This is a genomic window from Chitinophaga sp. OAE865, assembly GCF_040546735.1.
GTDB lineage: Bacteria > Bacteroidota > Bacteroidia > Chitinophagales > Chitinophagaceae > Chitinophaga > Chitinophaga polysaccharea_A.
Genome location: NZ_JBEPOF010000001.1, coordinates 5,440,054 through 5,458,295, shown reverse-complemented (window position 1 = coordinate 5,458,295; position 18,242 = coordinate 5,440,054). Strand labels below are relative to the sequence as shown.

Below are 18,242 nucleotides of genomic sequence, written 5' to 3'. Positions count from 1 at the left end.
CGGTGTAAAGATACTACTTTTGTGAGACAAAAGTCTCATTAATAATGAAGCACGAAATAAAGGTAAGAGGAATTAACATGGTATTCGATGATCATGGAAGAGGGGATGTGATAGTGTTTGTTCATGGGCAGCCGTTTAACCGCAGTATGTGGGATCAGCAGGTGGCCGCTTTCAAAACCAATAAACGCCTGATAGTACCTGATCTCCGGGGATATGGAGAAACAGGTATTCCTTCGGGCACTACGCTGCTGGACGAACTGGCGCTGGACATCATTCATTTGCTGGAGGCGCTGCAAATTACGAAGGCCACTTTTGTGGGCCTGTCTATGGGCGGGCAGATACTTTTTGACCTGTACCGGCTGGCGCCGCAGTTGTTTCATGCCATGGTACTGGCAGATACAGATGCAAAGGCGGAAAGCGCACAAAGCTACCGGGCGAGGTTGCAGCTGGCGGATAATTTAGCAGAGAAGGGAATGCATTTTTACACTACGCAGCACCTGCACCAGTTTCTTGGTAAAAAAACGATGGCAACGCAACCGGATGTTGTAAAGCACCTGCGTGAGATGATGGAAAGCACCAACCCGCTGGGCGCCGCTGCTGTGCAACGGGGCAGGGCTGAAAGAAGGGATCATACGATTATGCTGCCAAATATTCACTGCCCTGTGTTGATTGTGGTAGGGGAAGAAGACGGGTTTACACCGGTAGCCGTGGCGGAAGGCATGCAGGCGCATATCAATGGCGCAGAACTGGCGGTGATAAAAGACGCATCACATATGCCCAATATGGAGCAACCGGAAATATTTAACCGCCACCTGGAATTATTTTTACAAACAAATCCATAACCCGGTTATTCATCTTCATAAAAAGATGACTTTTTAATTTATTTTATTATCTTTAGGGGAGATATCTGATCACTGCATCTATGCAGCTTCCTGCCTTTATTCATTCCATGAATCTTCCTTTATTCATTCCATGGATCTTTTTGAGCAATAAACCAGTTTAAAAACCAACACCTGATTTGCTATGAAAAAAAAGGGATTTCTAATCGACATGGATGGAGTCATCTACAAAGGCAGTGAACCAATTCCCGGGGCTGTAGAATTTATTAACGGGCTGAGAGAAAAAGGCCTGCCCTTCCTCTTTCTTACCAACAATAGCCAGAGAACCAGCAGGGATGTATGTTACAAGCTGAATAAAATGGGCTTTAAGGTAAATGATACTGATATTTTTACCTGCGCCATGGCCACTGCAAGATACCTGGCATCCAAAAAAGAAAATGGTACCGCCTATGTGATCGGCGAAGGTGGTTTGCTGACGGAGCTGTACAATGCAGGTTACTCAATAGTAGATGATCAGCCGGATTATGTGATTATCGGGGAAGGAAGAACCATCATGCTGGAATCTGTTGATAAAGCCATTAACATGATCATGAAAGGCGCTAAATTAATTGCCACCAACCTGGATCCCAATTGCCCCATGGGCGATGGTAAATACAGGGCAGGTTGCGGCGCATTGGTGGCAATGCTGGAATTTGCCAGTGGTATCAAGGCTTTCAGCGTGGGTAAGCCCAGCCCTGTGATGATGCGCATGGCGCGTAAAGCGCTGCAGCTCACCACAGATGAAACGGTGATGATTGGCGACACCATGGGAACAGATATCCTGGGCGCCGGCTCAATGGGCTTCACCACGGTGCTCACCTTATCAGGTGTAACCCATGAAAGTGATCTTGCTCATTTCGGTTATTCGCCCGATTTTATTATTAAGTCGGTGAAAGACCTGCTGGATGAAGAGCTGTTTATGAAAGTGATGGGAGCGCCTGCTTTTGCGGAAGTTTACTAAAATAATTTACAGGGGCGCCTGCATGGCGCCCCTGTAATTACTAAGCATGTTGATGATAAGCAGCGGCAAAGTCGTTCGCAAAATGATGAAAGGAATGAATACTGCCGGCGGCGTTATGCCGGTGTTCCCGGTAGCTGTCCAGCAGTTGGTCTTCCCTCAGTGCCACCCCGATTTCCAGTACATATACTTTCGCCATTTGTTCTGTAAGCCCGTTCTGCATTAAACCATATAAGAGGTCGTTGTCAGGAAAACCTATCCATGCAAGGTCCGGCCGGCCAATAGCATTACCCAGTATGGCTGCTACTTCAGCCCCGGTTATTTCATGGCCAATATAACGTATATGCTTTCCCGTGAACCGGAGCGTATCCAGCGCTTCCGCTGCTACCATGGCAATATCCCGTGGATGGGTAAGCACCATGTTTACGGAGCCATCGAAATTATTGCCAATGATGCCCTGTTGTTTTATCATGGGAATACTGCCCAGGAAATTTGTGTAAAACATGCCGGGCCGTAAATGGAGCACATGCGTCCCCGTTAGTTCGTTCAACTTTGCTTCCACATAGTGATTAGCCCCGGCAGGCCCTGCACCGTTTGCCAGGTGGGCGCCCACGCTGCTCAGGTTTACCACATGGCCTACGCCATTCTCAGCAATGGCCCTGGCATAGTTATCTCCCACACTACGCATATACTGGCGGATATCGGCTGCCTGGAAGGCCGGCGGGATCATGGTGTATACGGCATCAGCATCTTTAAAAGCGCTGCTGAGAAAATGGGGATCGTCAACAGACCCGATGGCGGGGATGGCTCCTAAGGCTTCAATAGCTTTTATTCTTTCGGGGCTATGGCTAACTATGGTTACGGTATGCCCGCCTGCAATCAGTTGCTGCGCCAGCGGTAAACTGATATTTCCCAATGATCCTGTTAAAGTAATTTTCATGATTTGTTTGTTTATTTGTTACTTGCACAAAAGTAGATTTGTACTTACTTTTGTACAAGTACTTACCCTAAAGTATGTATCATGACCAAAGTAAAAGAAGCCTCCGTTATACAGGCCAATAAACAGGCAGCATTCAATGAATGCCCGGTTACATACGTGATGGAGAAGATCGGCGGCTACTGGAAGCCTATCATCCTCTTTCAATTGTTATCCGGCGAAAAACGTTACAGCGACCTGAGAAAAGGCATCCCCGCTATCACGGAAAAAATGCTGATCCAGCATCTCAAACAACTGGAAGCAGATAACCTGGTGATACGTATAGCCAAACCCGTAGTACCGCCACATGTTACCTACCGCTTAACAAAAACGGGCGCCAACCTGAAGCCGGTTTTGTATGCCATGGCGGTATGGGCGGTATCCGATAGTAAAGAAAATTCAAAAGTATTCGCCAGGAACCTGAAGAACTTCCCCGGCATTCATTAAACCCACTTCATCATGAAAAAGATCCGTGCCCTGTTCCTGTTATGCTGTATGCTCACTACAGGATATTACAGCCATGCACAAGAAGCCGCCTTACGCGAAGGCGCCCATAATTTTACCCTCCAGTGGATTGGATGGGATAACCCGGGCAAAGTGCAGATAAAGAAAAATAAAGACGGTAATTATACCGTGAAAGGGGAGCAGCGCGATACGCAGAGCGGCAGTTTTGTTACCATAGATGGTATCCTGAAAGTAGTATCGCCACGGGAGCTCACTTTTGAAGGCACCATTCAAACCATGGATAAATCACTGAATGGAGGAAAGGTATGCGATAAAACCGGTACCTATCATTTCCTGGCAAAAGGAGCGCGTAAATACTGGCGCCTGCAGGAAATGGAAAACTGTGAAGGGAATAATGTAGTGGACTATGTAGATATTTTCTTTTAGCCGAAAGCCACCGGTTTTGTGATGCCCTCAAAAGTTGCACACTTTTGGGGGCACTCTTTTTATACGGTCTCCTTTTTTATTTCAGGCAGGTCATACACTCTCAGTTCCCCGCTGCTGTGCGTGATCAGCAACTGCCCCTGCATATTTACCTGCAAGGTGATAATATCCCCGCCATAGTCAACAATCGCAGTGGGATCCGTGGTTGGGTTCCCGGAGAAGTCGTAGGCCCTGGTATCGCAGCCTTCCGGCAACAGCTCTCCAAAACAAGTGAGGGTATGACGGTCTGCCAGCAAGCATCTTCCAAACCTGGTGAATACAAGGAAGGTATCGTTATTGATGAACAGGGCGGTGTAATTTACGCTATCCGGTTCTTCGGCATCCTTATACCGGTCGTTGATATCAAATAATATTTCCTGGGGTAACGCTCCCGTTTTTTCCATGCCCGGAAAAGAGAGCAGTTGTATCGCTTCACTGTAATGCGGCGCGGTAATAAACGTTTTCCCATCAGGAGAAAAATTGCCCGCAATGCAGTCGTTACATTGCGTTAGCTCTTCCAGCGTCATTGCATCATCGCTGAACCGGATAAGGTATAGTGTAACAGCGTCCTGTCCGGCAGGTGTTTCCAGGAGAAATTTATTTTTATCAGGGGTGGCGTAAAAATTATATGCGCATTCCTGGCTGGTTTCCAGCGGGTAGCTATCTATTATGGTGAAGTCTGATAACCGTAACCGGTGCAGTGTATCCTGTTCTTCCGGCGATACGAACCACATGAATTTTGTATCTGCAGAAAAGAAGCAGCCGGAGCCCATGAAATGATACCAGGGAGCGTGGTCATATTGCCAGAGCAATTGTCCTTCACTATCAGTGATCCTTACAGCCGTTTCGTTGGAAAGCGCTATCAGCCTGTTATCGGGAGAAGCTGTTATTTCGCAGTTGACATGGTTCCTGGTTTGCGCCTGCAGGTCTTTACGCCACACTTCCTGCAGGGAAGCATTTAGCCTGATCACTTCCGGCTTTGCACTGAAATTGAGTAAATACCCGCCGTCTGCCAGTATGGTTATTCCGGCCGGGTTTTGTTCCAACGGTAATTTATAAGAGATGGGTAATGATATATTCCTGAATGCTGCCATAATTTTCCAATGAGCACCAAAGGTAAGACAGCTACTCTTCCAAAAAAAAGCCGGCGGTAGTTTTTTAGCCGGAAAAACTACCGCCGGTAATAAACTTTATCACTGAAGCGATGCCGTAGCAGTTACTCCATCCCGCAGGTGGTTGGCGTTAAGATATTTGATCAGCGCTTCCGGATGATCTGTTTGTACGCCCTGTATGCCTTTATTTACCGCCGCCTGCCAGTCGGCCGGCCCTTCGTTGGGCTTTTGCACATCCAGCCATATAGCTACGTTATACTTCCTGGCAACGGCCATCATTTCCGGTGCGGTAATATTATCGAATACGGCTATACGCACTTTTTTCAGAAAGCTTTCCAGCTGTTCCGGCGTACCGATCCCATCAGGTAAACTGGCCATCAGCGGTACTTCAGGCACTGTGTTGTGCCAGGCTTTGTACTGTTCTTTTTCATTGAGGTATACGATCACCTGTTTATCCATGCCGGCGGCCTGCAGTTGTTTCCAGGTTTCGGATACGTCGGCGGCTTTAAAGTCGAGGTAGATATTCAGCCTGCCTTTACATGCCTGTAATGCTTCTGCAAAGGTAGGCACCCGGTATACTTTCCCATCGCTGCTGCGTACCTTCAGTTGTTTAATCTCTGCCAGTGTGAGGTCGGCTACATTGCCTTTACCATCCGTCATTTTATCTACGGTGGCGTTATGCATAAGCACCAGCTGCCCGTCTTTCGTGGTGCGGAGATCCAGCTCTGCGTAGTCGGCCCCGCAGCGGATGGTTTCCTCTATGGCGGCCAGGGTGTTTTCCGGCACATCCACATGGTTGCCGCGGTGCGCCACCACCACGAACTTATTTCGTGTAGCCGGCAGCGTTTGTGCATAGGCATTTATGGCAAAACAGCACAATGCTGCCAGGTATATAGCTGCTTTCATCAGAGAATGGCTTTAGTATCGGTCACGAATACACGCGTACTAACGGTGTAGGTACCGCCGGTAGCGTTCTGGTATTTCAGGTCCACATAAAATGCGCGGTAGCCATTGGAAGGCAGGGGAGTGGTCACTTTCACTTTAGCCCGGTGCGCCTGACCGAGGCTTTTGGATTCCCATTTATCATTGCGGAAATCCAGGTCGGAAGAATTGGCCGACCACAGGATCACATCCAGCAAACGATCGGAGGTGGCTTTGGCGGTAAGCTGTACTTTACCGCTATGCGTGGTGGTAGTCCAGCTGCAATCAGGATAAGCCTGTTTGCTCAGCGTCATGCCGAAGAAAGCGCTGAGGCCCTGGAAGGCCTGTACTTTATCACCAAGATTATGACCAGCATTAGGTACATAGTTGATGAGGTTTTTACCGGGAATGCTGTCTATATAATTCTTGATATTATCAACTACCCAGTATTCGTCGTTGGTGCCCATGAATATCATTTTGGGAATAGATAAATTGCTCCGGTAGGAGTAGGGATCAATCATGGTATTGATGGCCTGGCCTTCGCTGGTATGCGCCGCCTGGGGAATACCCAGTTTTACGTAGTCTTCTATCTGCACGCTGTATTCTTTCCATGTTTTGATCTGGTAATCCAGGCTTACCGGCATATTCAGCACATCGATCACCATGGGGGCAATGGCTACTACGCGACTATCGTTCGCACCGGTGAGCCAGGTGGTCCATCCGCGTTTGGAAGCGCCGGACACCACGAAGCCATTCACTTTGCGGTGCAGGTCTTTCACAGCAAATTCCTGGATCACATCCATTGCCCTTACGGCACTTTTCACCATGGGGAATAACAGCGGCCAGTTGTAGTCGCCATCCTTTTTGAACTGGTGAAGGGTATAGGAAATGAGGGCATCTTCCGTTAATTTCCCAAAGAGCGGCTGATTGGGCGTTTGCCGTAAAACGGCGGTAATAGCGTGGTTGATGGTCGCTACTTTTCCCATCTGCTGGTACAGTTCATCTTCCGGGCCGTTCCAGTTGGGCATTCCTTCCTTTACGGATCCGCCGGTGATGAACAGCAGCGCGCCATCGTATTTAATATCATCGGGCACCAGTATGGTGAGCTGGTGTTTCCAGGTATATTCCCGCCATTGCTGCGAGGTGAGCAGTACGTTATAGCCTTTACCGTTAGTTATATTGAAGGAATCTTTCAGTTCCCATTTGAACGAGGTATCCCCGTTGTTCAGGTAACTTTTAAGGGCGGTGGCAGGTGTTACTGTTTGCTGTGCAAAGATGTTTGTTTGGCTCAGCAGGAGAACAAACACGGCAGCGGCATTTAAAAAGAGTTGCTTCATATCCGGGTAAATTGTTTGAAGGGTTTAGTGAAATATAAGAAATTACCATGGTTTTCCCGTGCCCTGGATCACCCAGGGTTTGGACCAGGGGCTGTTTTTACTGCCATTGGCGCCAAAGGAAGAATAGCTGGTCACTTCCAGCCGGCCGGCGGCGGCTTCCATATTGGCTTTGTTCAGGTTACGCTCTTCCAGCATATAGTACAAACGTACAGGCAGCACGGGGCCTTTTGCATAAGGACCGGCATGCAGTACCGGAAAACCTGTTCTCTTGTAATCGGCCCAGGCTTCGGTGGCGGCGGTCCAGCTGGCAATCCATTTCTGCACGATGATCTGTTCCTGTGTGTGATCGAATTTTACAGCCGGCTGCGCGAGATAAGCGGCAGCGCTTCCACCAACTCCCCAAACATTAAGCGATGCCTGTATACCTGCGTTGTAGTGCGCTTCGGCGTCGCCGGCGGCCCATCCTTTCACGGCAGCTGCTTCCGCCAGGATAAAATGTACTTCTGAGGCGGAAATGATCCTTGCCTTCAGCAGGGGCCCTTTCGGTTGCTGGTAGATATCGTTGAGCCAGGAAACATGCGGGTTGCGGGATGCCTGGCTGGCATCGGGACTGAGGTTATATACTGCAGGACCGGAAATGGCCGGCGGCAGTCCCACATAATTTTCGTCCTGGTTAATATCATTGATGGTAAGCCCTTTGGAAGCCAGTACATCAGGGGAGATGTATCTTACCTTCCTCGGCACGCCTGCGATCACGGTGTCTGTGGCTTTATATACGTTGCCGGTGCCGGCTGGTTTGGTATCATCTACCAATAAAAAACACTGTACTTTGTTAGCCCATATGCCCAGTCGGGGGTCATGCCTTAACTGCAGCGCATTTACAAAAGTGGCGCACATTTTTAACCGGCGGTAGTTGCTGCTGTCTGTATCGTAAGCCACGTTTGCCGGCCAGGAATCCGCATTGCTGTTGCCGGGAAAAGACATGGCAGCATCTTCAGCGCCATCCGTATTAAGTATAAGCGGATACTGCGCGGGGTCTGCCACTATTTTTTCAATACCGGCTTTTGCAACGGCAGGCAGCTTCTCCGACAGCCGCATATAATAGCGTAACGCCAGGGAATTGGCCATTTTACGCCATTTCACGGGGTCGCCCTGGTAGTACACATCCACGGCATCAATGGGGTTGGAATAGGCGCTTTTGGGCTTGGAAAGCAGGGTGTTTGCTTTTTCAAGATCAGCGAGTATCCCCGTATAAATAGTTTGCTGAGGATCAAATACCGGCAGCGTGGTTTCCGGTGTGCCATTTTCCCCCTGCAGGGCAAAGGTATAGGGAGCATCGCCCCAGAGGTCGGTGATAAGGCCAAAGAGCAGGGATTTCATTACCAGCGCCACGCCCTGGTGCAGCTCACTGTTCAGCGCTACGCCGCGATTATATACCAGCTGGTTGTTCCGCAATACATCATAGTAACCGGTCCAGCTGTTGGAGCCCGCCCAGTCGTATTCGTTATGCGTGGTGGTCCAGCCATCTTTCTGTGTATGCTGCATCACGCCTGCCATATCCTGGTAGCCCAGGGTTACCAGCTGCATCCCGGCGGTGGTGAGCACGGTAGACAGTACCAGGTTTGGATTGGTGGTAGCGGGATTGGCGCCGTTGGGGTTTTCGTTCATGCTGATCAGGTCCTTTTTACAGGAGGAAGCAGATAAACAAAGCAGCCCGATGCTGAGTATAATAGATGTACGCACTGTTTTCATATATCAGGATTAAAGAAGCTCTTAAAAAGTGACGTTCAGTTTTGCGCCCACGGGAATGGCCCATGGAGTGACATTATATCTTTCAATACCCTGCTTGAACTGCATGCCCGAGCCCTGCACCGCGGTGGAAGGCTGGTAGGCATTTTCAGGATCGATACCAATTTTGGCGGCTGTCCACAGGATAATGTTCCTGCTGTATACGGAGAAGCTGGCGCGTTGCAGTTTAGCGGAACGGATCACCTGTTGCGGCAGTTCATAAGTGAGCGACACTTCCCTCAGCTTCAGGTATGATGCCGGGAACAGGAATGCCCTTGTAAACGACCAGGCGGTGCTACCGGCATAAGGCAGCGTAAGCGTTCCGTCGTTGCCCAGGTTTTCCGTATAGCCGGTAGGGTTACCATTGCTGTCGTATCCCTTTGCCCTAACACCGGGAATAAATACGCCGCCATAAGGCAGTACATAAGGGCCATAGGTAAATGGAAAGCTGTTGTATTCAGGTGTTGGGCCGCCAACCAGCGGAAAGTTGTTGCCCGCAGGGATCACCAGCTGATCCTGGTGGCTTACCAGGTAATCCCGCAGTTCCTGTCCTTTCATATTTCCCGGGTTGGTGAGCTTATCGAGGAACAGTTGTGAGTTGCCATGTTCTTCCCCGTAACGGTATGTTTGTGAAACAAAATCGCCGCCATTTCTCCAGTCGAAGGTCATGTTCAGCGTAAAATTTTTATAGGAAACAGATGTCTGGAAACCCATGATGAAGTCCGGGTTAAAATTGCCGATCTTATTTTTGGTGTTGATGGCGTCTATACTTTGCCATTTACCGGTATTGTCCAGAATCGGGTAGCCGTAGTAAGGAGATGATTTGTCTGTAACCGTTACCAGCTGCGCATCGTAGATATCGCCTATGTCTTCTCCCACATAGGTCCATGCCCCGCCTTTGCCTTCTTCCCAAAGCGTATAGTAAGGCATATCATCGGGGAGTGAAATGATGCGTGTCCTGTTGCGGGTGAAGTTGAAATTCACATCCCATCTCCAGTTCCTGCGCTCTATGGGGGTGCCGCCCAGCGTTAGCTCAATGCCCCTGCTCCTGAGCAAACCGGCATTGATGCTGCGGGAAGAGTAACCGGAGGAGGGAGGTGTTTTAGGACTGAAGATCTGGTTCTTGTTTTCAACAATATAGTAGGTGCCTGAGAAACGGAGGCGGTTCCTGAATAAATTAATGTCGGTACCCCCTTCATAGGAGGTAGCTATTTCCGGCTTCAGGAAAGGGTTCAGCAGGGTGCCGGATGTAGTAAGCCTGGGTATATTGCCCCAGGCGCCTACGCTGCTGAGTGTGGCTGCCAGCTGGTAAGGAGCGGCATCGTTACCTACCTGTGCGGCCCCGGCCCTTAATTTTACCAGGTTGATCTTATCAGAGGTAATATGCGCTATTTCATTCACCAGTACGCTCAGCGAGGCGGAGGGATAAAAATAGGACGCGGCGCCGGGGAGGGTGCTGGACCAGTCGGTACGACCGGTCACATCCAGGTAGGCCATTCCTTTATAGCCAACATTCAGCATGCCGTATACGCTGTTCACACCTCTTTCAAAAGTGCTGCTGTAATAGTTGAGATTAGCAGGAGCAATATTCTGAATGGTATATACCCCCGGCGTGTTAAGCCCTGTACCATCTTTGGTGGAAGTGGTGGTGTTGCTGCCTGTTTGGTAACGCATATTGCCTCCTGCAGAAACAGAGAAGTCGAAATGACGGATCGCTTTTTTATAGGTGAGCAACACATCCATGTTGCGCTCATAGTTGTCGAGGTTAATGATACCATATGCGCCGCCCGGGTTATTCAGGTAGCTGTTGGCAATTTTTGTTTCCCTTTTTTCACCGTAGGTATCCAGTGAATAGCGTGCCATGAAAGTTAAGGAGGGTAGTATTTTCCAGTCGGCCCGTATATTACCAAACAGCCGGTCCCTTACAAACCCGTTCTTCACTTCATAAGCCAGGAAGTAAGGGTTATTGAACACGCCGTTGTACTGGGTCCGTTGCTGTAGCCCTTCCTGCCCCGGCATCCAGTAGTTGGCCAGGTCGCGCACATCAATATGCGGGGAGATACTGTAAACGGCCTGTAACGGGTTGGCGCCACGGTCGCCCGCAGCGCGGTTGTTGGAGTTGTTGCGGCTGAAATCAATATTGGTGCTTAAACTGAGCTTTGAATTCACCTGTAAGGCGGAGTTCAGGCTCAGTGTATTTTTATAGAGATCGGTGTTGGGGATGATCCCTTTGTTCGACATGTTGGCATAAGCAATGCGATAGGAGATCTTATCGTTGTTATTAGCAACAGAAGCACCGGCAATGGTGGTAATGCCGGTGTTAACAAAATTCTTTACGTTGTTCTTATGCGAGACCAGGGGCATGGGTATTTTTTTTCCGTTGGCATCGAGTGGGCTATTCCACTGTACTTCTTCATAACCCATATCCAGTTCTGCACCAAAAGTACCGTCTACATTTTCCTGGATGATGGTACCAAAGGGATTGGTGAGCAGGTTGCCGCTGCGGGAAAAAGGAATGCCTGCCAGCTGACCGGAACCGAATTTCGTTTGCCACTTCAGGTATTTGTAAGGAATATCGAACACGGAATTAACGTAGGCATCCACTGTTACCCTGTTCACTTTCTTACCTGTTTTGGTGGTGATCAGCACTACGCCGTTGCCCGCGCGGGAGCCATATAAAGCAGCGGCGCTGGGGCCTTTCAGGATGGTAACGCTTTCAATGTTGTCGGGGTTGATATCGGAAATGGCATTGCCATAGTCCACCATATTATCTTTACCGATCTGGCTGATGTTGTTAACGGTATTGGCCACTGGTACGCCGTCTACCACGAACAGGGGCTGGTTGTCGCTGCTGAGGGAAGTGGCGCCGCGTATGATCATACTTACAGACGAGCCGGTGGCGCCGGTGGAGTTGATGGTAACGCCTGCTACTTTGCCGGACATAGAGTTAAGCAGGTTCTCCTGGGGCATGCGGTTAAATTCTTTGCCACCCAGTTCTTCCACAGAGTAGCCCAGCGCTTTCTTTTCCCTTTTAATGCCCAGTGCGGTTACCAGTACCTGGTTTAACTCTTCTACTTTTTTTTTCAGTACCACTGATAAAGATAACCTGCTGGAGTCGCTGATCATATATCCCCGGAGGGTATCAGTAGTATATCCCATTTGCGACAGCACAAAATGATACGGGCCGCCGGCGGGTAATTTAGTAAATGTAAAGATCCCTTTTTCATTGGTGACGGTGCTTGCCAGTACTTTATTGTCTGCATCTTCCATCTTTACCATCACGCCGGGGAGCGTTTCATTGCTTTCATTCTTTATCAGGCCAATGGCAGCAGGACGGGTATTTTGCGCCAGTACATTTCCGGGAGTTAATTGCCACAGCAACAGTAACACCCAGGTGATGGTTGTGCAGCATGAATGTTTGGTTTTTACACACATAAAATTTTCATTTTAGGCAAAAGGAAGTCTGTGCAGCCTCAAAGAGGTTGCGGGTGTTGTAAGTATGGGAAATATTTTTCCGGGATTATTGTACTATGTAGATAACATCATCTTTCTGATTAATAGTAAGATTATTTAACGTACCAATAGTTGCCAGGAATTCTTTTAATGTTTCTTTGCTACTGTCGAACGTGCCGGTGAAGTTCATGCCTGTGAGGCTGTTTTCCGTGTATTGGATCTTTACATGATATTTCCCGGACAGCTGTCTGAAAACGCCAGCCAGCGGTTCATTGTTAAAGGTGATAGTTTCGTTTACCCGTACAGGTATTTTATCCTTTTTAATGCCTGCAGCCGTATTCACGGTTGCCATTTTCTTTTGCTGGTCGTAGCGAAGCTCCTGCCCGGGCGCCAGGTACACTTCTTTTATTGCGGCGTGTTCATGCTTTACTACTATCTTGCCGCTGATCAGCTGTACCTGTGTAATGTCTTTTTGTTTCCATGCAGTTATTTTAAACACGGTGCCTAATGCAGTGGTGCCAAGCTGTCCTGCATGTACGGTGAATGGCTGGTTTTTATTGGCAGTTACTCTGAACAGGGCCTGCCCGGTTAGATAGATATCCCTGCTGTTGCCGGTAAATACTGCCAGGTATTTCACTTCACTCCGGGGCGCCAGTTCCACTACGCTGCCATCGCTTAGTTGCAGGGGCATCATTTTCTTTGTGTTGTTCATTACTGTGCGCAAAGGAACAGCAGCTGTTATATTAGCCGGCGCCGGTTCTGTTGCTGCAATTTTCTCTCCCGGTGAAGAGCGTAGTATACTCCACAGCAGTCCGCCGGAAATGATCAGTATCACCGCTGCCGCCGCTGCATACCAGCGTTTATGGGAATCTTTTTTCTGAAAGGTATGTCTTTCTATCACCGTCATCATTTTACCGGAAATGGATTCCGGTAATTGTTCTCCGGTTTGGAAGGAATGCCAGCTCTCTTCTGTTAAATAAGGTTGTAAAGCTTCCGGGTGCTGTGCAATGTATTCCTTTACCCATTGCTTTTCTGCCTCACTGCATTCATCCCGGAGAAACTTTTCAATAAGTATTGCTGAATGCTTCATAGTATGTATTCGTTTGAAAACGGTAAATCCCTCACTCGTCATATTTACTTAACAAACCAGGAGCAGCAGCAGTAACAACAGGGAATTCTTCAGTTGCCGGATGGCGCGCACAATATGGTTTTCAACTGTTTTAGGGGAGATGGATAACTGCCTGGCAATTTCTTTATGCGGGAGTCCTTCAAAGCGGCTGAGTTTAAAAACATTTTTCCGGATGGGTGATAGTTGTTCTATACTATTATACACCCGGGTCAGCTCTTCTTTTACCGTGATATCTGTTTCCACATGCCAGTTAGTGTTATCCCTTACCAGTATTTCCGTGTGGCGGTTGCGCACCTGTTGCTTGCGGAGCAGGTCGGTCATTACGCTTTTGCCTATACGAAATAACTGTGTGGAAATGCTGAAGCTCATGGAAAGTTTTTCCCGTTTTTCCCAGAGAAGGATGAAGGTAAGCTGCACGGTTTCTTCCGCTATGTATACGGAGTGTGTACATTTCAGAACGTAGAAGTAAAGTTTTGCATGGTACTGTTGGTATACCAGTTTAAAACTTTCGATATTCCCATTGATAATATCCTGTACAATACTTTCCATAATTGCCAGCAAATATCTGATCAGCCTAAACAAGATACAAGGAATTACCGATTATATTATTGTTATTTTCAACAATAGCATACGATATCTCCGGCGGTTCATTTATTTCTTCAGTTTCAAAATAAGCGGTACAGTAGCTACACCTGGGATGGTTACCGTAAGGGAAAGATCCAGGTTGCTGCTGCTGATATTTTCGATCCAGTGCGGATCATTTTCATTTTTTGCAGAAACGAGTTTCAACACCGAATCGTGCACGTCCAGGTCCCAGGTACCGCTGTTGCCTGCTACCGGCAGTATCAGCGTGGTACAGCCTTCAATGGCAAAGGAGCCGTCTTCATTGAACCGGTAGGTGTTACCTGCCGTACAGGTGAACAGGGCGCCGCCAGGCCCGAGCAGTGGCGCAAGTGCAAGGATGCTGGTGCCCTTGGGGATGTTCTGTTTATTCAGTTTAACGTCTACCGCCAGCACGATGTCCTGTTGCTTCCAGGTACCCTTCACCAGGTCGTATTTAGGTGATTTTTCGGGCGTTGCAGGCTTATCTTTTTTACAGGCCCCTGTAAGTAAGCAAAATACAGGCAGCATAAGGAATAGATAACGGGGGATAAAAAAGCGCATGAGTGTTGGTATTAAATGATGGAAGGAGTTTCGTTCCTTCTATGTATTCGTTTTGAAACGTCACATCCCTCACTGCTTAACAATTGGTTAATATCATTTACCCTTTATCCCTGAATTTTTTAGGCGATACCCCCATGATCAGTTTAAACGACCTGGAGAAGGTATATTGATCAGGGTAGCCCATTTCCCTTGCAATTTCCTTTATGGTAAGACGGGTATCTTTCAGCAGCTGGCTGGCCTTCTGCATCCGCAGCGAGGTAAACAGCTGGATGGGGGAGTAGCGTGTTTTTTCTTTAAAGAGGGCCGACAGGTACGAGGCGGAAATACAGGTTTCCCTGGAAAGGTCGGCCAGGGTAAGATGCTGATCCAGCCGTTGTTTCATGAGCTGTATACATTGTTCAATGATATTGTCGGCGCCCTTCTTCATATAATTGAAAACCGTGAGCCGGAAAGTGCCCAGGAAACTGTAGAACCTGAAATTTGCATACAGCAGGTTCTCTATATTATTCATGAGGTCGAGATGATGGAGTATATCATCGAACTGTGCATTACGCCCCACCAGTGGGGGAATGGTATGTGGCTTTAAACCGGTGCCCAGGTAACTGTATATTTCATCGGCCAGCCTACCTGAAAACTGCACGGCGTAGATCCTCCAGGGCTCATCTGCCGCAGGCCCCGATCTGAAAGCAAGGCCTTTGGGGAAAATAAGGTACTGGTTGGATTTGACAGGCATTTTCTTTTTCCCTGTTTCCAGCCATCCTTTTCCATGTGTTACATATAATAAGGTGTACACAGGAACGCCTTTAGGCTCACTGATTTCCCTGGCGGCATTTTCGGGATAAAGACCGATGGCGGTAATAAAAAGGTTCTTTCCAAGCGGATGCTTTTCCAGCTTGCGTTTCAGGTGATCAGGTAAGTTCCAGGTGGTCGGTGTGTTGGCTGCCAGGTTGTTCATCGCAATAGTAATTTAAGCTATTCTTTTCATAACATTCAACATTGTTTGATCCATAAAAAATAGCAATCTTCGTGTAACGGCTGTAATATTTTTATCCACGTATTGAAACTGCTTTATCTATCGTTATGCATCAACTGCCAATAATTGATCTGGCTGTAATCGCCATTTACCTGCTATGTATGATTGGAGTGGGGATATGGTTTTCACGGAAGAACGGCAACGCGGCACAATTTACCACGGCATCCGGAACCATACCGGGCTGGGCTTTGGGGCTTTCGTTATATGCAACGTTTTTAAGCAGTAATACTTTTCTTGGTGTACCGGGAAAATCATTTGGCAGTAACTGGAATGCTTTTGTATTCAGTTTGTCGATGCCGCTGGCGGCATTTGTTGCGGCAAAATATTTTGTGCCGTTTTACCGCCGCAGCGGGGAAGTAAGCGCCTATACACACCTGGAGCATCGCTTTGGTCCCTGGGCCAGGACTTATGCAATGGTCTGCTTTATACTGATGCAGCTGGCCCGTATGGGCTCTATATTTTTCGGGGTGGCACTGGCATTACAGGCGCTTACAGGTTTGGAAATGCGTACTATCATGACCGTTACAGGCATATGCATTATTATATACACTGTATTGGGCGGTATGGAAGCGGTGATATGGACAGAAGTGCTGCAGGGTATTGTTAAAACCGCCGGCGCTGTCGTGATCCTCTGGCTGGTAATTACGGGAATGGATAATGGTGTAAAAGATATCTGGCGGATAGGAATGACTGACGGGAAATTTTCGCTGGGAAGCTTTTCCCTGCGCGATTTCAGTACCTCTACTTTCTGGGTGGTGTTCCTGTATGGCTTCTTTATCAACCTGAATAACTTCGGGATGGATCAGAACTATGTGCAGCGCTATCATACTGCCCGTTCAGAGAAAGAAGCCTCGCGCAGCATATGGCTTTGCGTGTACTGGTATGTGCCGGTGAGCATGGTGTTCTTTTTTATAGGCACTGCTTTATATGCGTATGCCCAACAGCACCCGGAAGCGTTGCTGGCGCTGAAACAACAGGTGGCTGCAGAAAGACAGGTGCCGGTTGCATCCCTTCAGCCGGCAGATTACGGGGATAAGGTGCTGCCATGGTTTATGGTGAGCAAAGTGCCCAAAGGACTGATGGGACTAATCGTAGCAGCTATACTTTCGGCTGCCATGAGCACTGTAAGCAGTGGTATGAACAGTACAGCCACTGTGTTTTTGAAAGATATATACCAGCGCTATGCCGATCCGAAAATCACTCCTGCGGGAGAGATGCGGGTACTGTATATCGCTACTGCCTTATCGGGTTTGCTGGCCATTGGTTTTGGTATTTCCATGATAGGGGTAAAAAGTATCCTGGATATGTGGTGGGAACTATCCGGTATTTTTGCGGGAGGTATGCTGGGATTGTTTTTGCTGGGTATCATCTCCAAAACAAAAAATGCCACGGCGGTTACCGCTACCATCATTGGTATTATAGTGATCCTGTGGATGTCGTTATCAAAATACCTGCCTGCCGGATGGGTAAGCCTGCGTAGCCATTTGCATGCGCATATGATCATCGTGGTGGGCACTTTATCAATATTCCTGGCGGGTACGCTGTTATCACGCTTGCAACGCCTTAAAACTTCCTGATTTTTTTTAAACCCGTTTGTTATGCAAAAGAAATTCGTACCGGTGATGATCACCCCTTTTAATTTGAAAGCACAGATTGATCATGACATGGTGGAACACCTGATAGATTTTTACCTGGAAGCGGGTGTAAAAGGCTTCTTCGCCAATTGCCTGTCGTCCGAAATGTACAGTATCAGCGAGGATGAGCGACTAGCGCTTACAGAGCACGTAGTGCGTTATGTGAACGGCCGTGCACCGGTAGTGGCTACCGGTTCATTTGGTCTTACTATAAAAGACAAAGCACTCTTTACACAGAAGATCTATGATACCGGCGTAGATTCCGTGATCATGATCACCGGGCATTTTGCGAATGTAGATGAACCAGACAGTGTATTGCTGCAAAGATTTGAAGAGATGTTCTCCCTCACCGGCGATATTCCCCTGGGCTTATACGAATGCCCTGCTCCCTACAAGAGGGTGATCACGCCGGAGATACTGCAAACACTGCTGGCTACCAACCGTCTTATTTATCATAAAGATACTTCCTGTAAAGTAGAAAGCGTGCGTGCCAAACTGGCGGTGACAGCCGGCAGCAGGCTGGAGTTTTACGATGCGCATACGCCTAACGCTGTTGCCTCTATGCAAATGGGAGCGGCGGGTATGTCGTCTATCTCCGGGAATTTTTATCCTGAAATACTGGTATGGCTGTGTAATCATGTGAATGATGAAAGCAGGCAGGAAGATGTGCAATGGATACAGTCTGAATTACAACGGGTGGATCCGCTGATCCACATTGCGTATCCGCTGAGCGCGAAATATTTCCTGCAGTTAAGAGGTGTTCCTGTACGCACTATCAGCCGCGCTCATGCGCTGGAACTGACGCCGGAGCAGAAGGAAACGCTGCAACAGATCTACCGTGATTTCAAAGGTTGGTGCGGGCGTTTACAGATCCGCGAAGTGATGCCGGCGTCTTTGTCTTCACATTAAATCGATGTTATTTCTGACAGGAA

Annotated in this window: 16 protein-coding genes; 6 read left to right on the top strand and 10 right to left on the bottom strand. The window is 48.3% G+C overall.

The window, feature by feature from the left end; translation table 11 throughout:
- Positions 1-44: 44 nt before the first annotated feature.
- Both ABIE50_RS21840 and ABIE50_RS21835 read left to right on the top strand, forming a co-directional pair.
- Entirely contained in the window at positions 45-842 is a 798-nt protein-coding gene (locus ABIE50_RS21840; RefSeq protein WP_209859673.1) for an alpha/beta fold hydrolase, read from the top strand.
- A gap of 181 nt (positions 843-1,023) precedes the next feature.
- Positions 1,024-1,839 (top strand): HAD-IIA family hydrolase, encoded by an 816-nt coding sequence (locus ABIE50_RS21835; protein WP_209859675.1) that lies wholly within the window; start codon positions 1,024-1,026, stop codon positions 1,837-1,839.
- A gap of 40 nt (positions 1,840-1,879) precedes the next feature.
- On the opposite strand, the gene ABIE50_RS21830 is transcribed toward ABIE50_RS21835, so the two are convergent.
- Positions 1,880-2,776, bottom strand: coding sequence for an NmrA family NAD(P)-binding protein (locus ABIE50_RS21830; RefSeq protein WP_209859684.1), 897 nt, complete (start codon positions 2,774-2,776; stop codon positions 1,880-1,882).
- 81 nt (positions 2,777-2,857) lie between these two features.
- Here ABIE50_RS21830 and ABIE50_RS21825 point away from each other — a divergent pair, with 81 nt between their 5' ends.
- Positions 2,858-3,259, top strand: coding sequence for a winged helix-turn-helix transcriptional regulator (locus tag ABIE50_RS21825; RefSeq protein WP_142688413.1), 402 nt, complete (start codon positions 2,858-2,860; stop codon positions 3,257-3,259).
- A 12-nt stretch (positions 3,260-3,271) separates the two neighbouring features.
- Positions 3,272-3,703 carry a hypothetical protein gene (locus ABIE50_RS21820; protein ID WP_209859686.1) on the top strand — a complete coding sequence of 144 codons (432 nt, stop codon included), beginning with the start codon at positions 3,272-3,274 and terminating at the stop codon, positions 3,701-3,703.
- Between the two features lie 59 nt (positions 3,704-3,762).
- Here ABIE50_RS21820 and ABIE50_RS21815 read toward each other — a convergent pair whose 3' ends face one another.
- The 9 genes from ABIE50_RS21815 to ABIE50_RS21775 all read right to left on the bottom strand — a co-directional run bounded on the left by ABIE50_RS21815 (position 3,763) and on the right by ABIE50_RS21775 (position 15,598).
- Positions 3,763-4,833 carry a hypothetical protein gene (locus ABIE50_RS21815; protein WP_209859687.1) on the bottom strand — a complete coding sequence of 357 codons (1,071 nt, stop codon included), beginning with the start codon at positions 4,831-4,833 and terminating at the stop codon, positions 3,763-3,765.
- Positions 4,834-4,932: 99 nt separating this feature from the next.
- Entirely contained in the window at positions 4,933-5,757 is an 825-nt protein-coding gene (locus tag ABIE50_RS21810; RefSeq protein ID WP_209859690.1) for a glycerophosphodiester phosphodiesterase family protein, read from the bottom strand.
- Entirely contained in the window at positions 5,757-7,109 is a 1,353-nt protein-coding gene (locus tag ABIE50_RS21805; RefSeq protein ID WP_209859692.1) for a PhoPQ-activated pathogenicity-related family protein, read from the bottom strand. Before ABIE50_RS21805 ends, ABIE50_RS21810 begins: the two co-directional genes overlap by 1 nt.
- Before the next feature lie 42 nt (positions 7,110-7,151).
- Entirely contained in the window at positions 7,152-8,861 is a 1,710-nt protein-coding gene (locus ABIE50_RS21800) for a SusD/RagB family nutrient-binding outer membrane lipoprotein (RefSeq protein ID WP_209859694.1), read from the bottom strand.
- 21 nt (positions 8,862-8,882) lie between these two features.
- On the bottom strand, positions 8,883-12,332 hold the full coding sequence (locus tag ABIE50_RS21795; protein ID WP_209859703.1) for a SusC/RagA family TonB-linked outer membrane protein: 3,450 nt from the start codon (positions 12,330-12,332) through the stop codon (positions 8,883-8,885).
- A gap of 85 nt (positions 12,333-12,417) precedes the next feature.
- The gene (locus ABIE50_RS21790) at positions 12,418-13,440 is read right to left on the bottom strand and encodes a FecR family protein (RefSeq protein WP_209859704.1); all 1,023 of its coding nucleotides are present in this window, start codon (positions 13,438-13,440) and stop codon (positions 12,418-12,420) included.
- Between the two features lie 48 nt (positions 13,441-13,488).
- Positions 13,489-14,028 carry a sigma-70 family RNA polymerase sigma factor gene (locus ABIE50_RS21785; protein WP_209859705.1) on the bottom strand — a complete coding sequence of 180 codons (540 nt, stop codon included), beginning with the start codon at positions 14,026-14,028 and terminating at the stop codon, positions 13,489-13,491.
- A 102-nt stretch (positions 14,029-14,130) separates the two neighbouring features.
- Positions 14,131-14,643: a hypothetical protein gene (locus ABIE50_RS21780; RefSeq protein WP_209859706.1), complete on the bottom strand. Its 513-nt coding sequence runs from the start codon at positions 14,641-14,643 to the stop codon at positions 14,131-14,133.
- A 97-nt stretch (positions 14,644-14,740) separates the two neighbouring features.
- The gene (locus tag ABIE50_RS21775) at positions 14,741-15,598 is read right to left on the bottom strand and encodes an AraC family transcriptional regulator (protein WP_209859707.1); all 858 of its coding nucleotides are present in this window, start codon (positions 15,596-15,598) and stop codon (positions 14,741-14,743) included.
- 125 nt (positions 15,599-15,723) lie between these two features.
- Between ABIE50_RS21775 and ABIE50_RS21770 the strand changes: the two genes are divergently transcribed.
- On the top strand, positions 15,724-17,253 hold the full coding sequence (locus tag ABIE50_RS21770) for a sodium:solute symporter family protein (RefSeq protein WP_209859708.1): 1,530 nt from the start codon (positions 15,724-15,726) through the stop codon (positions 17,251-17,253).
- Between the two features lie 21 nt (positions 17,254-17,274).
- A complete protein-coding gene (locus tag ABIE50_RS21765) occupies positions 17,275-18,219 on the top strand; it encodes a dihydrodipicolinate synthase family protein (RefSeq protein WP_209859709.1) in 945 nt (314 codons plus the stop codon).
- Positions 18,220-18,242 lie beyond the last annotated feature (23 nt).

What these genes read in the sequence shown, in the direction of transcription:
- ABIE50_RS21790 (WP_209859704.1), bottom strand. Translation starts at nt 13,440, where the DNA reads ATGAAGCATTCAGCAATACTTATTGAAAAGTTTCTCCGGGATGAATGC.
- ABIE50_RS21825 (WP_142688413.1), top strand. Translation starts at nt 2,858, where the DNA reads ATGACCAAAGTAAAAGAAGCCTCCGTTATACAGGCCAATAAACAGGCA.
- ABIE50_RS21810 (WP_209859690.1), bottom strand. Translation starts at nt 5,757, where the DNA reads ATGAAAGCAGCTATATACCTGGCAGCATTGTGCTGTTTTGCCATAAAT.
- ABIE50_RS21785 (WP_209859705.1), bottom strand. Translation starts at nt 14,028, where the DNA reads ATGGAAAGTATTGTACAGGATATTATCAATGGGAATATCGAAAGTTTT.
- ABIE50_RS21775 (WP_209859707.1), bottom strand. Translation starts at nt 15,598, where the DNA reads ATGAACAACCTGGCAGCCAACACACCGACCACCTGGAACTTACCTGAT.
- ABIE50_RS21795 (WP_209859703.1), bottom strand. Translation starts at nt 12,332, where the DNA reads ATGTGTGTAAAAACCAAACATTCATGCTGCACAACCATCACCTGGGTG.
- ABIE50_RS21840 (WP_209859673.1), top strand. Translation starts at nt 45, where the DNA reads ATGAAGCACGAAATAAAGGTAAGAGGAATTAACATGGTATTCGATGAT.
- ABIE50_RS21800 (WP_209859694.1), bottom strand. Translation starts at nt 8,861, where the DNA reads ATGAAAACAGTGCGTACATCTATTATACTCAGCATCGGGCTGCTTTGT.
- ABIE50_RS21815 (WP_209859687.1), bottom strand. Translation starts at nt 4,833, where the DNA reads ATGGCAGCATTCAGGAATATATCATTACCCATCTCTTATAAATTACCG.
- ABIE50_RS21835 (WP_209859675.1), top strand. Translation starts at nt 1,024, where the DNA reads ATGAAAAAAAAGGGATTTCTAATCGACATGGATGGAGTCATCTACAAA.
- ABIE50_RS21765 (WP_209859709.1), top strand. Translation starts at nt 17,275, where the DNA reads ATGCAAAAGAAATTCGTACCGGTGATGATCACCCCTTTTAATTTGAAA.
- ABIE50_RS21770 (WP_209859708.1), top strand. Translation starts at nt 15,724, where the DNA reads ATGCATCAACTGCCAATAATTGATCTGGCTGTAATCGCCATTTACCTG.
- ABIE50_RS21830 (WP_209859684.1), bottom strand. Translation starts at nt 2,776, where the DNA reads ATGAAAATTACTTTAACAGGATCATTGGGAAATATCAGTTTACCGCTG.
- ABIE50_RS21820 (WP_209859686.1), top strand. Translation starts at nt 3,272, where the DNA reads ATGAAAAAGATCCGTGCCCTGTTCCTGTTATGCTGTATGCTCACTACA.
- ABIE50_RS21805 (WP_209859692.1), bottom strand. Translation starts at nt 7,109, where the DNA reads ATGAAGCAACTCTTTTTAAATGCCGCTGCCGTGTTTGTTCTCCTGCTG.
- ABIE50_RS21780 (WP_209859706.1), bottom strand. Translation starts at nt 14,643, where the DNA reads ATGCGCTTTTTTATCCCCCGTTATCTATTCCTTATGCTGCCTGTATTT.